General features: G+C 70.1%; 12 protein-coding genes. 7 read left to right on the plus strand and 5 right to left on the minus strand.

Features of this window, described 5'->3' with window-relative positions; genetic code table 11:
• Positions 1-169: 169 nt before the first annotated feature.
• Positions 170-439 (plus strand): hypothetical protein, encoded by a 270-nt coding sequence (locus ACFY2X_RS16085; protein ID WP_389938618.1) that lies wholly within the window; start codon positions 170-172, stop codon positions 437-439.
• Between the two features lie 138 nt (positions 440-577).
• Here ACFY2X_RS16085 and ACFY2X_RS16090 read toward each other — a convergent pair whose 3' ends face one another.
• A complete protein-coding gene (locus ACFY2X_RS16090; protein ID WP_389938621.1) occupies positions 578-1600 on the minus strand; it encodes a tyrosine-type recombinase/integrase in 1023 nt (340 codons plus the stop codon).
• Positions 1601-1685: 85 nt separating this feature from the next.
• Between ACFY2X_RS16090 and ACFY2X_RS16095 the strand changes: the two genes are divergently transcribed.
• Positions 1686-1961, plus strand: coding sequence for a hypothetical protein (locus tag ACFY2X_RS16095; protein ID WP_389938624.1), 276 nt, complete (start codon positions 1686-1688; stop codon positions 1959-1961).
• Between the two features lie 27 nt (positions 1962-1988).
• On the opposite strand, the gene pip is transcribed toward ACFY2X_RS16095, so the two are convergent.
• The gene (gene pip, locus ACFY2X_RS16100; RefSeq protein WP_389939212.1) at positions 1989-2945 is read right to left on the minus strand and encodes a prolyl aminopeptidase; all 957 of its coding nucleotides are present in this window, start codon (positions 2943-2945) and stop codon (positions 1989-1991) included.
• A gap of 9 nt (positions 2946-2954) precedes the next feature.
• A complete protein-coding gene (locus tag ACFY2X_RS16105; RefSeq protein ID WP_389938627.1) occupies positions 2955-3980 on the minus strand; it encodes an agmatinase family protein in 1026 nt (341 codons plus the stop codon).
• A gap of 124 nt (positions 3981-4104) precedes the next feature.
• Here ACFY2X_RS16105 and ACFY2X_RS16110 point away from each other — a divergent pair, with 124 nt between their 5' ends.
• The 3 genes from ACFY2X_RS16110 (at position 4105) to ACFY2X_RS16120 (ending at position 6884) form a co-directional block, all read left to right on the plus strand.
• On the plus strand, positions 4105-4608 hold the full coding sequence (locus ACFY2X_RS16110; protein ID WP_389938630.1) for an Lrp/AsnC family transcriptional regulator: 504 nt from the start codon (positions 4105-4107) through the stop codon (positions 4606-4608).
• Positions 4609-4899: 291 nt separating this feature from the next.
• Positions 4900-6117: an MFS transporter gene (locus tag ACFY2X_RS16115; protein WP_389938633.1), complete on the plus strand. Its 1218-nt coding sequence runs from the start codon at positions 4900-4902 to the stop codon at positions 6115-6117.
• A complete protein-coding gene (locus tag ACFY2X_RS16120; RefSeq protein WP_389938636.1) occupies positions 6114-6884 on the plus strand; it encodes a PIG-L deacetylase family protein in 771 nt (256 codons plus the stop codon). Before ACFY2X_RS16115 ends, ACFY2X_RS16120 begins: the two co-directional genes overlap by 4 nt.
• Here ACFY2X_RS16120 and ACFY2X_RS16125 read toward each other — a convergent pair.
• Positions 6871-9687, minus strand: coding sequence for a BTAD domain-containing putative transcriptional regulator (locus ACFY2X_RS16125; protein WP_389938639.1), 2817 nt, complete (start codon positions 9685-9687; stop codon positions 6871-6873). The genes ACFY2X_RS16120 and ACFY2X_RS16125 overlap by 14 nt on opposite strands.
• Before the next feature lie 199 nt (positions 9688-9886).
• Between ACFY2X_RS16125 and ACFY2X_RS16130 the strand changes: the two genes are divergently transcribed.
• Positions 9887-10933: a class I SAM-dependent methyltransferase gene (locus ACFY2X_RS16130; protein ID WP_389938642.1), complete on the plus strand. Its 1047-nt coding sequence runs from the start codon at positions 9887-9889 to the stop codon at positions 10931-10933.
• A 290-nt stretch (positions 10934-11223) separates the two neighbouring features.
• Here ACFY2X_RS16130 and ACFY2X_RS16135 read toward each other — a convergent pair whose 3' ends face one another.
• Positions 11224-11763, minus strand: coding sequence for a TetR/AcrR family transcriptional regulator (locus ACFY2X_RS16135; protein ID WP_389938645.1), 540 nt, complete (start codon positions 11761-11763; stop codon positions 11224-11226).
• An 839-nt stretch (positions 11764-12602) separates the two neighbouring features.
• Between ACFY2X_RS16135 and ACFY2X_RS16140 the strand changes: the two genes are divergently transcribed.
• The gene (locus tag ACFY2X_RS16140) at positions 12603-13826 is read left to right on the plus strand and encodes an esterase-like activity of phytase family protein (RefSeq protein ID WP_389938648.1); all 1224 of its coding nucleotides are present in this window, start codon (positions 12603-12605) and stop codon (positions 13824-13826) included.
• Positions 13827-13967 lie beyond the last annotated feature (141 nt).

A 13967-nucleotide genomic window follows, 5' to 3' on the forward strand; every position in this document is an offset into this window, starting at 1 on the left:
GATACGCCTGCACCTTTTTCCTGCTGCTTTCCTGCTGCGCGAACCGGAGTGAAGGCCACCCCGCGAAGCACCGGCCGCCGTCGCCGAACCGGCAGGACACCCGTCTTCTCCGACACACCTCCTTCTCCGGCACCGCCGCATCGCGCCCTCCCGGCGGTACGCTCGGCCCATGTCGAATCCGATCGTCATGCTGCTCCTGGCGGCGCTCCTCACAGCAGCGATCATCGGCCTGATCGTGTTCGCCGTACGGATGACGCAACGCCCCCGCAACACCCTCGTCGGCGGCGGCATCGGCCCCGAACTCGTCGGCCGCGTCCTGGAGCTCAAAGCCGCGGACCAGTTCGACCAGGCCGTCTTCCTCGTCCGCGGCGAAACCGGGATGAGCCACCGGGCCGCCTCGCGTTTCGTCAGGAAGCTACGGCCCGCGCCCCCGGGCTGAGCCTTCAGGGAGGCGGGTGGAGCGACATGGCACTGGCGCACACCGCCTTGGGGAACGAACGGGTAGCCGAGCTTCTTTCGTCTCCCGCCGGCGCTGTGCGTCCAGTGCCCGGTACGGCTGCTCCCAGGCTGGTCGCGCTCACGGTATGCCTGGTGGGTCGTCTTCGGGCCGCAGCCGGTCCAGCACGCCGTACGCCGGGTTGCCCTGCGCGGCCCGGCGCAGCTCACGGGCCGTGGACGCCACGTAGGCCTGGCCGGTGACGATGGAGGAATGGCCGAGCAGCTCCATCAGCTCGTGCGCCGAGGCCCCCCGCTCGGCCAGCCGGGTGGCGAACTCGTGCCGCAGGGCGTGCACCAGCGTTCCTTTCTGCACCCGGTCATGGATCCCGGCGTAGCGGTAGCACTGGCGGACCAGATACTGCAGCCCGCCCCGCCGCAGCGGCTCGTTTTCGGTGTCGACCAGCAGCGCCGCCGAACGGGGGAGCGCCTCAAGCCCGAAACGGGCGAGCCGGCTTTCCAGGTAGCGCTCGATGAGATGCTCGATCGGCGCCTCGATCGGCAGCGAACGCGTCTTGCCCCCCTTGCCGAGAACCTGGATCCGCCGCTCGCCGGGGGATCCGCCGATCGAGCCCAGTGTCACCCCCAGCAGCTCCGCCGAGCGCATCCCCGTGACCAAGGCCAGCGCCAGGACGACCAGATCGCGCTCGACCCACGGATCGCGGGCCTTGCGGGCGCCGGCGGCGATCCGCTCCAGCAGGGTCGCCGAGGCGCTGCCGTCGCCGAGCAGCGGCTTGGGCGCCTTGGCCGGCTGCTTCGGCCGGGGAACCGCCGCCATCGGATTGCCCTCAAGCAGGCCTTCGGCGACGCAGAAGGTAAGGAACTGGTTCCACGCGCTCCAGGCGCGATTGACGCTCGCCGCCGAACGCGGATCGGAGAACTCGGCGAACGCGCCCCGGATGAGGCGCCCGCTGAGGTGGCGCACCTCCAGATCGCCCACCGGGACGCCCGCCAGGCCCGCGGCGATCTCCGCGACGATCCGCACGTCGCTCTCGTAGCCGGAGACGGTGTGGGGGGAGAGCTTCTTGGTGCGCAGGGAGGACAAGAACTCCCCGGCGGCCTCCGGCAGGCGCATCAGCACCAGGGGGTCACGATCACTCGTCATGAGACCCTCCGCCCGGCGAAAGGGGAGAATTCACAGCGACACATAAGTGTGATTATGCATCAAACACCTGCACCAAACGGGCGAAATGATCAGGCGACACGCCACCGGCGGTGTGGAACAGTACATCGGGCTGCAACCCCAGCTCCTGGTCAGCAGCATGTACCTGAAGGGCGCGCTCTGGTACGTCCCGGAAAAGTCGAAGGACACGATTGAGCCGGTCGCGCCCACCGCCGGGATCATGCTGACCGGCCAGAGCGCCACCCAGGTGATCGGGAAGTACGCCGAACTGGCCCAGTCACTGGGCGCGGACCTCAACGCCCCCGAGGTGAGCTCGGCCAGGGCCCGCTTCGACCTCACCTGAGCCCGGCGCCGCCGGGGAAGCTCAGAATCAGCGGAAGAAGTCGGTGGCGTCGATCACCGCCTGCGCGACGGCCGGTTCGGCGGCACTGTGACCCGCCTCCTCCACCATCACCAGCTCGGCCCGCGGCCATGCCCGATGAAGCTCCCAGGCGGCCAGCGGGGGAGTCTGGAAGTCCCAGCGGCCCTGCACGATACGCCCGGGGATGCCGGCGAGCCTGCCCGCCTCGCGCAGCAGCACGCCCTCCTCCAGCCAGGCGGCGTGACGGAAGTAGTGGGTGACGATCCGGGCGAACCCGAGCGCGAAAACGGGGTCGGCGTACTCGTCGGCGAGCCCGGCATCGGGACGCAAGGAGAGCGTCCCGGCCTCCCACGCGCACCACGCGGCGGCGGCCCGCTCACGCACGGCGGGGTCGGGATCGTACAACAACCGGTGGTAGGCCTCGATGAGATCGCCGTCGGCCGTCCCCGGCGGCGCGGCGGCGCGAAAGCGATGCCACGCCTCGGGGAACAGGAAACCGCAACCACCGCCGTAGGACCAGTACATCTCGCTGCGCCGCGCGGTGAACACCCCCGCCACGACCAGCTCACTGACCCGCCCAGGGTGACGCTGGGCGTAGGCGAGGGCGAGCGTGCTGCCCCAGGAGCCGCCGCACACCAGCCACCGCTCGACGCCCAGCCGCTCACGCAGGAGCTCGATGTCGGCGAGCAGGTGGGCGGTGGTGTTGCCCGCCAGGTCGGCCTCCGGCCCGGCGGCACCGGGCGTGCTGCGCCCGCAGCCGCGCTGGTCGAACAGAACGAGCCGGTAGCCGTCGGGGTCGAACAGCCTGCGGTGACGCGGCGAGCAGCCGCCGCCGGGCCCGCCGTGCAGGAACAGCGCGGGCTTGCCCGCCGGGTTCCCGCAGGTCTCCCAGTAGACGAGGTTGCCGTCGCCTACATCCAGCATGCCGTGCTCGTACGGCTCGATCTCCGGATACAGTCCGCCCATGGTCACCGCTCAGTCCGTGACCGGGGAGGGGTCATACCCGCGCCAGCCGCCAGAACCCCGCACCCGCAGGAAGTAGCCGCACAGGAACGTCAGCACCGCCGACGTCAGCGTCCGCCCGGTGACGGCGGCGACGTCCCGCGCCGGGTCGTGCTCGACGAAGTCGATCGCGCCGACCTTCGAATGGCGCCCCAGCGTGAACAAGGCCTCATACAGGTCCATGGGATGGATGCCCTCCGCGGTGGAGGCCCCCGTGCCCGGCGCGTAGGCCGACTCCAGCACATCGACGTCCACGGTGACATAGACGGCGTCGACCCCGTCGCAGGCCAGCTCCAGCGCCGCGGCGATGATCTCGTCGATACCGCGCCTACGCACCTCGCGCCCGGTGAAGATGGTGCCGCCCCTGCCCTCCACCCACCGCTTGTAGTAGCTGGCGTTCATGAAACCGTGAATGCCGACCTGCACCAGGTTGCGCCCCTCGAAGCCCAGCCCCGACTCCAGAAGCTGGCGGATCGGTGTGCCGTTCGTCGGGCCGTGATCCATCACCCGCACGTCGTTGTGCGCGTCGAAGTGAATCAGCCCGAACCGCTCTCCCGGATGCGCCCGGGCGAACGCCCGCGCCGAGGGGGCCGTCACCGCGTGATCGCCGCCCAGCAGCACCAGGAACATGTTCTCGGGCAGGGAGTGCAGCGCCGTCATCGACTCCTCGATGCGCCGCAGTCCCTCCAGCGGGTCGAACACCGGCATCGTGATATTGCCCAGGTCCCCGGCGGCCATCTCGGCGAGGTCCACGTCGAAGTCGGGGCTGTAGGTGGAGAACCCGGCCAGGGAGGCGCGGAACGCGTCGGGTGCGGCGTAGCAGCTCGTCGGCGTGAGCGAGCCACCGCGCAGTCCCGCGCCGATGATGCCCACCTCCAGCGGGAGACCGAAGTCCCACGGCCGCAGCCAGTCGGCCGCCGCCAGCTCGTATCGGTCGGTGAAATCCGGCCGCACCGCCAGGCCCGCAGGCCCCAGATGCCTGCGGAAGTCCTCAAGCATGTCCCCTCCAGGTTGCTCTGCTCCCTCCAAAACCTTGCAGATCAACCCACATCCCGACAAGAATCCTGCTGATAAACCACATAATCCGCAGAATCCTGAACTTCCTTCAAAAGGAGAGTGGCGCATGACCCCTGAGCCGCAGATCCTCCACGACGCCACCGGCCTGTCCGAGCACGAGAAACGCATCCTGGCGACCCTCGCCGGCAACGCGAGAATGACCAATGCGGCCCTGTCCGAAGCGGTGGACATCCCCCCGTCCACCTGCCTGCTGCGCGTGCAGAACCTGCGCGAGCGCGACGTGATACGCGGCTTCCACACCCACGTCGACCGCCACGCGCTCGGCCTCCACCTGGAGGTCCTGGTCGCCGTCGAACTCGCCGAACAGTCCCAGCAGGCCACCGGCCGCCTCCTGGCCACCTGCCGCACCCTCGACCACGTCATGGCCGTGATGCAGGTCAGCGGCGACCACCACTTCCTCCTCCAGGTCTACGCCACCTCAACCGACCAGCTCCTGGAACGCGTGATCACCCCCCTGGAGGCCCTCCCGCAGGTGCGCCGCACCAACACCACCATCGTCTTCGACCACTGGCGCCGCCAAAGCTGCCTGGCCCCCCTGTCGGCCACATGACGCCCCCATGACGCTGCCCGGCGGCAGGACGACCACACCCCGGCCGCACCCCGGCCCGGGCAGGCGGGCGGACACCGCAAGGACGGCCCCGCCGCCCGTCGTCACCGCCTGGATCGTGACCGGCCGGACCACACCCGGCCCGCCTCCATGACCAAACGGCCCGCAACACCGCCGTGACAGCCCCACGACAGCCCCACGACAGTGCCGCGACAGCGCACTGCGAGGCCGTGCTCCGAGGATCGAATCGTTCGGACCGTCGTTCGGACCGTCGTTCGGACCTTGGAGGACGAGATGCACGACGAGGTGGCCGGCACGGCGGTGCTGGACCGGAAAACCCGCACACCGGAACGAGACCGGCAACGGGACCAGCGCAGATGGCTCCCGGTCGCGACACTCGGGATCGGCGCCCTGGCGATCGGCACCGACATGTTCGTCGTCGCCGGCATACTCAGCCAGATCGCCCGCGACCTCGGCGTCACGATCGGCGCCGCGGGGCTGACCGCGACGGTGTCCGCACTGGCGTGCGCGACGGGCGCGGTACTGCTCAGCGCCCTGCTCGGGTCGCGGCCGCCGCGGCAGACGCTGATCGGCTCGGTGGCGCTGTTCGGAATACTGAGCGCACTGTCAGCGGCGGCACCGACGCTCCCCGCGCTGCTCGCCACCCGGCTGCTGGGAGCACTCGCCGCGTCGGTCTACATGCCGGCCGCCGGCGCCGCGGCCGTCGCCGCCGTGCCCGCAAGCCACCGCGGGCGCGCACTAGGCGTGATCTTGGGCGGCACGTCGGCCGCCACGGTGCTGGGCGCCCCGCTGGGTGTGCTCCTGGCCTCAGCGCTCTCCTGGCGCGCGGCGTTCGGGCTGGTCGCCGTCCTCGCGGCGATCGCCGTCACCGGCCTGCTGCTCACCGGCGCCGGATCCGGCCCGCTGATGCGCGCGACGGTGCGTGAACGACTCCACCCGATGCGTTCCCCGGCCGTCGCCGGAGTGCTCGGCGTGACCTTCCTGGTGATGACCGCCTCATACAGCATGTACACCTACCTCCCCTTGCTGCTGGCCCCCACGGCCGGACCACCCGGGCCCGGGTTCTTCATCGGAGCGTTCGGAACCGGAGGCCTCGCCGGCCTCTGGTGGGGCGCGACCACGGCCGACCGGAACGGCACCCGCCGCGTGATCGTGCCGGCCGTGGCCATGTTGACCGCCGCTTTCGCGGCGCTCCCGCACCTCGCGACAACCGTGACCGGGACGCTGGCCGTCGTGATCGGGTGGGGGATCGCGGCATGGGGGTTCGTTCCCGCACAGCAACACCACCTGATCGGCCTCGGACCGGGGCCGGCGCCACTGCTGCTCGCCCTGAACAGCTCCGCGATCCACCTCGGATCCGCGGCCGGCGCGCTGCTCGGCGGCCTCGTGGTCGACACCGCCGGAGCCGGCCGGCTGTGGATGCCCGCCGTCGCGTGCTGCGTCGCCGGGCTGACCGTGCACGAGATCCTCACCAGAAAGGCCCCATCATGATCAAGACTGCGGCTGACGTCGCCCGGCTGGGCACCATCCTGGGAATCTGGGCACACCCGGACGACGAGGCCTACCTGTCCGGCGGGTTGATGGCGATGGCCCGCGGCAACGGATCACGGGTGGTGTGCGTCACCGCCACCCGCGGCGAACTCGGCACACCCAACCCGGCCGCATGGCCGCCACACCGCCTGGCCGCGGCGCGCACCGGCGAACTGGCACGCTGCCTGGAAATCCTCGGAGTCACCGAGCATCACTGGCTCGGCCACCGGGACGGGACATGCGCGGCGGCCCGCACCCCGGACGCGGTCGCGCAACTGTGCGCCATCATCGACCAGGTCCGCCCCGACACCGTGCTGACCTTCGGCCCGGACGGCATCACCGGCCACCCGGACCACCAGGCGGTCTCAGCCTGGACCACCACGGCCTTCGACCACGCCGCCCCACCCGGGGCACGGCTGCTGTACGCCACCTTCGCCAAGCGGCGGGCACCACGCTGGAACACCCTCAACGAGAGCCTGGGCATCTTCCCCCCGGGACACCCGGTCACGACACCCGCCCACCGGCTGGCGGTCGACCTCGTGCTGGACGCCGCAACCGCGGCCCGCAAGGTCCGCGCCCTGGCGGCACAGGAGACCCAGACGGCCGAACTCATCGCCGGCATGGGCGTCGACCGCTACACGGCATGGGTCGGCGACGAGTCGTTCACCGAGCGGACACGGCACCCGGCCGCCACCGGGCCGCTCCCGGCCACCCTCATGACCGGGTGAGGTTCCGCTCGATCGCCCGCCGGGCCACCCCGAGAACGGCGACCCGGTCGGGGAGCGGCCCAGCCGCAACGGTGACGGGTGGTCCGGCGCCCGCGGGTGGTCTGGCGCCGGGGGAGCGGTTGCCGGCGGGAGCATCCGGAGCCTGATCGGCCGCGGCGTCGATCAGCGCCGCCGGCTCCCCGTCACCGAGCCGGCGCAGCAACCCGGCCAGATTACGCAACGTCACCCACAGGTGAGTCCAGTTGCCGTTGCGGGCGAAATAATCGATCACGTCGCGGTAGCCGCCCAGCGCCTCGTGGACGCGCCCGGCGGCGGCACGCACCGAAAGAAGCCCGACGGTCGCGACGCCGACGAGAAAAGTCGCCCCCGACGCGCGGGCCAGGTCGACAGCACGCACGTAATGCCGCTCGGCCGGCTCACTGCGGCCCGCGATGCTCTCGATCTCCCCGGCGACGTAGGCGCCCCACGAGAGCATCGTGGGCGACACCGCTCCGGCCAGCCCCCGGTCGTTCAGCTCCCGCGCCCGCTCGAGATCACCCGCATACGCCGCCGCCAGGGCGGCGATCCCCAGATTCTCCCGGGGCCGGTCGGCGAGAACCGCCGCGGCGAGGGAGTGCTCGACGACGTCACCGTAGGCACCGCGAGCCAGATCCGCCACCGACAGCGCCATCAGGCAATGCCACGACCCGGCGCGATCGGCCGCCTTCTCCAGCCCCGCGCGGGCGAGCCGGTCGGCCCGGTTGTAGGCGCCGCGGTGGTAGGCCACCTCCGCCGCGACCCCGAGAACGGCGGCCGCACACGGATGGCCGGCCAGCGCCGGATCACCGGCCAGCTCCTCGGCCCAGTCCCGGATCTCCACGAGGTCGCGGTAGGTGACCGCGTCGAACAACGCGACGACCATCGCCGCGGCGGCGTCCAAAGATCCCCGGTCGCGGGCCAGCCGCCACGCGGCCCGCAGGTTCGCCAGCTCCCGGCGCACGACGGCATCGGCCTCGGGCTCCCGCTCGGTGGTCATGGCGGCGCCGATCCACGCGGTCAGCTCCACGGCCCACCGCAGCATACGCCCGGCTGCGGCCTCCTCCTCACCGGCCGCCGCAAGCCGGTCCAGCCCGAACGCCCGCAGCGTCTCCAGCATGCGGTACCGGGTGCCCCCCTCGAAATGGGCGTCGATCATGGAGGCGTCGACCAGACGCGCCAGCGCACTCCCCGAATCGCCCTCCAGACCCAGATCGGCGGCCACCCACTCGGCGACATCAAGATCAACACCATCAACGAAAACCGACAGATGCCGAAACAGTCGCCGTTCGTCCTCCGTGAGGAGCTCATACGACCACTCGATGGTCGCACGCAACGTCCGATGCCGGGAATCCGCACCGAGCCTGCCACCCCCAAGCAGATCAAGCGAACGGTCAAGACGCCCACGCAGATCGGCCAAGGAGAACGTGGACAGCCGACCCGCGGCGAGCTCGATGGCCAGCGGCATCCCGTCAAGCCGGCACACGATGTCGGCGACCGTACGCACCTCCGCCGGCCCCGGCGGGGGACCAGGACGAACCCGGCCCGCCCGATCCAGGAAAAGCGCCACGGACGGAGCCCGCGAAGGATCCTCACCAGGACCGGGCAGCGCAAGCGGCGCCAGCCGCGAGACGTGCTCCACCGCCAGGCCGACAGGCTCACGACTGGTGGCCAGCAAGGAAATCCCCGGACACGACGACAAGATCACATCCACCACGTCCCGGACCCCGCCAAGCAGGTGCTCACAGTTATCGATCACCAGCAAACCGGGACGATCACCCAGCACGGCAACACACGCCGACAGAACATCACCATGAACAACCCTCAAATTCAGCGCCGCCGCCAGCGCATGCGGAATCGCCACAGGATCGGTGACCGGCGCCAGCGGCAACACCACCGCCGCACCGCGCTGCCGCGCCACCTCCAAGGCAACCCGGGTCTTGCCGACACCACCAGGCCCGACCAGCGTGACCAGCCGCTCGGCCGCCAGCAACCGATGCAAAGCCGCCACCTGCCCCTCACGGCCGATCAACCGGGCCACCGGCCAGGCAGGCACCTCAGACCGGACCGGCACCGGACCGGCAACACCACCGGCGATGTCACGCTCAAGCTCACCCAGCACAGGCGAAGGATCCAGACCCGTCTCATCGGCCAACCGGCGCCGAAACTCACGCCCCACACGCAACGCCTCCGGCGCCCGCCCGCTGCCCGCCAGCACCCGCATGAGCAAGACAACCGCAGGCTCCCGCAACGGGTCGGCGGCCGACGCCGCGACAGCCAGACCCACCACCTCATCAGCCCGCCCCGCCGCCACGGCGCAGGCGATCAACGCATCGGCCACCTCGCGGTACAACTGCGCACACTCCTCGACCGCCACCGCGATGGGCATGACCTCCGTGAGGTCAGCCAGAACCGGCCCCCGCCACAACCCGTGCGCCTCCCGCAGCAAAACCAGCGCACCAGCCGGATCCCGCCGCCCCGCCGCACGCCCCGCCGCGAGCAACGCCCGCGCCTGCGCCACATCCAGCTCATCACGCCCAAGATCAAGCCGATAACCGTCACGCCGCGTCTCAAGCCGCCCCGCCACCGGGCCGAGATGCCCGCGCAACCGGGACACATGATTGTGCAACGCCTGACGCCCCGACTCAGGCACCTCCGACGGCCACAACGCATCCACAAGGCGATCAACCGTCACGACCCGGCCCTCGGCGAGCGCAAGCAGCGCAAGCACCGCACGCCGCTTCGGACCCGGCACCTCCACCGGGCCACCATCGACGACAAGCCGCAACGGCCCGAGCACCTCCACCCGAACCGACGGCGGCGCACGCCCAACTGCCATGGCACCCCCGCGCACACCCACGCCCACGACCAGGACAAACACCAGCCTGTTAGCACGAAGATAGCGCGTGCGAGCACCACGAAAGGCCCCACACCGACCCTTTCTCCTGTAACCGGCACACACCAGTCCGGCCGGAAGGAGACAAGAAATGAACCACGACAAGGTGACCGAGTTCATGAACCGCTTCGTGACCGACCTGGCAGCCACCGACGCCGCCGGCTCGGTCGTGATCGGCCAACGACTCGGCCTCTACCGCGCACTCGCACAAGGCCCCGCGACACCCGAACACTTCGCCGAACGCACCGGATGCCACCCGCGCTACCTCACCGAATGGCTACGCGGCCAGGCCGCCGGCGGATACGTCGACTACGAACCGGAAACCGGCCAGTTCTCACTCACCGCCGAACAAGCCTTCTGCCTGGCCGACCCGAACGGCCCCAACGTACCGGCGGCATTCCTCATCGCCCTGGGAATGCTACGCGCCGAACCACGCATCACCGAAGCGTTCCGCACCGGCGCCGGAATCGCCTGGCACGAACACGACCAGGACGTCTTCATCGGCTGCGACGCGTTCTTCCGGCCCGGCTACACCGCCGAGCTGATCCCCAACTGGATCCCCGCACTGGACGGGGTCAGCGCGAAACTCACCGCCGGGGCCCGAGTCGCCGACGTCGGCTGCGGCCTCGGCTCGTCATCGATACTCCTGGCCAAGGCCTACCCGCACACCACGATCACCGGCTCCGACTACCACGCCGAATCGATCACTCTGGCCCGCGAACAGGCCGCAGACGCCGGACTCACCGACCAGATCACCTTCGAGACGGCCACCGCGCAGACCTTCACCGGCACCGGCTACGACCTGATAACGATGTTCGACTGCCTGCACGACCTGGGCGACCCGCTCGGAGCCGCCCGGCGGATACGCCAAGCGCTGGCCCCCGACGGCACCTGGCTTCTGGTGGAGCCGTTCGCCTCCGACAAGGTCGAAGACAACCTCACCCCGGTAGGACGGCTGTACTACAGCGCCTCCACGTTCCTGTGCGTACCCAACGGCCTGTCCCAGCCGGGCGGCCACCCCCTGGGCGCGCAAGCCGGTGAGACCGCGATCCGCCAGGTGATCACCGACGCGGGCTTCACCCGATTCCGGCGTGCCGCGCAGACGCCGTTCAACCTGGTTTACGAGATCCGGCCGTAAAACGGAGGACGGCGACCGCCGCCCTGGGCGGCGCACACCAGACACCGGTACAGGAAACACCCCAGGGCCGGCGGGTTCACAAAGCGCGCCCCGGGCGGACCGGGGGAGAGGCCCGCCGGGTCGAACCGCGGCAAAACGTGCACCTGAAGGCGAGATGACGCCGGCCGGGATGCGGTTCACGCGGACGGTCCGGCGGTCATCACCATGGGGGTACTAGGCCGGATGTCAGAACCTACGGAGCCGTCGACGGCGACCGTGGCGCGTAGGCGGCCGGCCTGTTTGAGAGGTGGTCATAGACCCAGCACGCCGCGCACTGCCCGCTCGGCGAGTTCGACGTCGAAGGGCGTGTGCCCGGCGAGCTGGCCTACGAGTCCCTCCAGGGCGCCCACGTAGGCCAGCGCCGTCTCTTGGGGCGGCGGCCCCGGTGGGATCGAGCCGTTTTCGCGTCCGGCCTCGATCCAGCCGGCGCAGTCGGCGACGAGCCGGTCGAAGATCTCCGAGATCGCCTGGCCGACCGGGTGGTCTTGCCCGGCGAACTGGACGCTCAGGTTCGTCATGACCGAGGCCACGCCGCGGCGGCAGTAGAGGGCATGGCCGCGGGCCATTGCCAGCAGCGCATCGACCGGTTCGGCCTGGTCGGCCGCAGGGCGTCCGACCTCGGCGGTCCAGGTCTGCTCGACCCACTTGACCACCGCCAGAGCCAGCTCTTCCTTGTTGGCGAACAGATGATACAGAGCGCCACGGGTGTACCCCGCCTCGCTGGCCACCTGCTCCAGCTTCAAGCCGGCGTAGGCGTTTCGGGACAACCCGCGCGCCGCGGCCTCCAGCAACGCGCTCCTGGTCCGTTCCCGCCGCTCCGCCTTCCACGGCGATGCGAGCGGGGGCCTGCCTGCCCGGATCGCGACTCAACTGGTGGTCGTGGCTTGGGCGCGAGCGCGGGTCCGAGTCGGACGATAGGAGTCGGTGCCGGTGAGCCGGGACAAGTGAGGCTCGAAGGCACGTCAAGGCCGGGAAAATTTAACCAAACAGAATTCACCTTCTGTCCGGTTAAGGATTTTGTTGTCCCGATATGCCCACCGCCGACCGGTTGTCCTGTCTCATGATCACGAGAAGGCCGCGAAGGTGCGTGTGCCGTACCAGGCCGCCCATGGCGATTCCCTTAGTACTGCTACTGATCATTTATGTCTCGTGGCGACTGTAGATCTCGAGGCGTGGCCGTCGAGGCCGGCGGCGCTGCATCAGCACTTCGCGGGACGGTTTGCCCAGGCTGAGCCGCGGGATCAGGTGCCGGCCCATGTGCGGGGCCTGCCGGCAGGCCTGAGGCGCAAGAATGGGTGGACGCCGGCCGAATTCGCCGGCCGGGTGAGCCCGGACGGGATGCAGCGGCTGCCGCACACCGGCACCGCCTGGGAACACCCGCCTCAGGAGCTGGGCTAACGGCACGCGAAGACCCGCTCCTCGACGAGACCACGTGGACGGCGACGGTCCCTGACGGGTGGGTGGTCAGGCTCTCGCGGGGACGAAGGCGGACGGCGCGACCAGCGGATGTCATCGGCATTTCGCCATCGCTACGGCCTGCCGCCATCAAGTCCGTAACCGCAGTTAATGGTCGACCGATTTGATCCGACTCGCCAATGCCCCATCACTGGTCCGCTCCTCAGGAGAAAACGTGCGACGTCGTCCTCTCGTTCTTTTGGCCACCGCGGCGCTCATGCTGGTCGGTACCCCCGCCTTCGCCGCCGGCCAGGCGGCCCCGCCCGCCGATGACCCCGCTCGCGCGACCCTGCTCGCCCGCGCCACGCTGCCCGCCTACACGCCGGTCCCCGGCCCGCCCACCGGCGCCTTCAGCGACCCCAACAACGGCATGACGCCTCCTTACCCCAGCCAGCTGGTGCTCGGGATCTCGTCCATGCTCCCCGACGGCAAGGGCTCGTTCTGGGCCATGCCCGACAACGGCTTCGGGACCAAGGGCAACTCGGTGGACTTCCTGCTGCGGCTCTACCACTTCACGCCGCAGTGGGAGACGGCCCGCGGCGGAGCCGGGACCATCGACGTGGGCCGGTTCCTCTCGCTCGCCGACCCGGACCACAAGATCCCATTCAAGATCGTCAACGAGAACACCGCGGATCGGCTGCTCACCGGCGGCGACTTCGACACGGAGTCGGTTACCCGGACCCCCGACGGGTCAATGTGGGTCGGCGACGAGTTCGGGCCGTTCCTCCTGCACTTCGACAGCACCGGCAAGCTGCTGCAGGCCCCGATCGCCCACCCCTCGCTCAAATCCCCGAACAACCCGACGTTGGCGAACGGCGAGCCCACGACGGTGCAGGGCAGCCGCGGCTTCGAAGCCCTCGCCTCCTCCCCCGACGGACGCTTCCTGTATCCCGCGGTGGAAGGCCGGCTGACCAACGACGCCAACCCGTTCCGGCGCTACATCTACGAGTTCGACACCCAGAAGAACCAATACACCGGTCGTTCCTGGCAGTACCGGACGGACGGCGAAGACTACCGCATCGCCGACATGCAATCCCTCGACGCCAACCGGGCCATCCTGATCGAGCGTGAGGACGACGAGGGGCCCAAGGCCACCTTCAAGCGCGTCTACCTGATCGACCGGCGCAAGACCGACGCGGACGGCTACCTCGTCAAGACCGACGTCGCCGACCTGCTGAACCTGCGCAACCCCGCTCACATCGGCTCGGACGATCCCGCCGGGGGTTACGGTCTCGGTGACCCCTTCATGTTCCCCCTGCAGTCCGTGGAGGCCCTGCTTCCCCTGCCGGGCAACAGGATCGCCGTCATGCAGGACAACAACTTCCCGGACAGCGCCGGCCGCGTCCCGGGCAAGACGGACGCCACCGAGATGATCGTGATCGGATTCCCGAAGCGGTAGTACCGAAAGGCGCCGGAAGGGCCTGTCCACGGAGTCGCTGTGCCCAGGCGACGACCAGCCTCTAAGAGCCTCCAGTGGTCGGATCGTTGGCGAATACGCTGGCCGGGCACATGCTGACCACGACCTCGCCGGGTGGACGGA

Origin of the sequence: Streptosporangium sp. NPDC000396, assembly GCF_042898655.1 — a bacterium.
In the GTDB taxonomy this organism is placed as follows: Bacteria; Actinomycetota; Actinomycetes; order Streptosporangiales; family Streptosporangiaceae; genus Streptosporangium.

Coding starts and splice junctions, on each gene's coding strand:
- ACFY2X_RS16115 (WP_389938633.1), top strand. CDS start 4,900: ATGCACGACGAGGTGGCCGGCACGGCGGTGCTGGACCGGAAAACCCGC.
- ACFY2X_RS16085 (WP_389938618.1), top strand. CDS start 170: ATGTCGAATCCGATCGTCATGCTGCTCCTGGCGGCGCTCCTCACAGCA.
- pip (WP_389939212.1), bottom strand. CDS start 2,945: ATGGGCGGACTGTATCCGGAGATCGAGCCGTACGAGCACGGCATGCTG.
- ACFY2X_RS16090 (WP_389938621.1), bottom strand. CDS start 1,600: ATGACGAGTGATCGTGACCCCCTGGTGCTGATGCGCCTGCCGGAGGCC.
- ACFY2X_RS16095 (WP_389938624.1), top strand. CDS start 1,686: ATGATCAGGCGACACGCCACCGGCGGTGTGGAACAGTACATCGGGCTG.
- ACFY2X_RS16105 (WP_389938627.1), bottom strand. CDS start 3,980: ATGCTTGAGGACTTCCGCAGGCATCTGGGGCCTGCGGGCCTGGCGGTG.
- ACFY2X_RS16120 (WP_389938636.1), top strand. CDS start 6,114: ATGATCAAGACTGCGGCTGACGTCGCCCGGCTGGGCACCATCCTGGGA.
- ACFY2X_RS16130 (WP_389938642.1), top strand. CDS start 9,887: ATGAACCACGACAAGGTGACCGAGTTCATGAACCGCTTCGTGACCGAC.
- ACFY2X_RS16110 (WP_389938630.1), top strand. CDS start 4,105: ATGACCCCTGAGCCGCAGATCCTCCACGACGCCACCGGCCTGTCCGAG.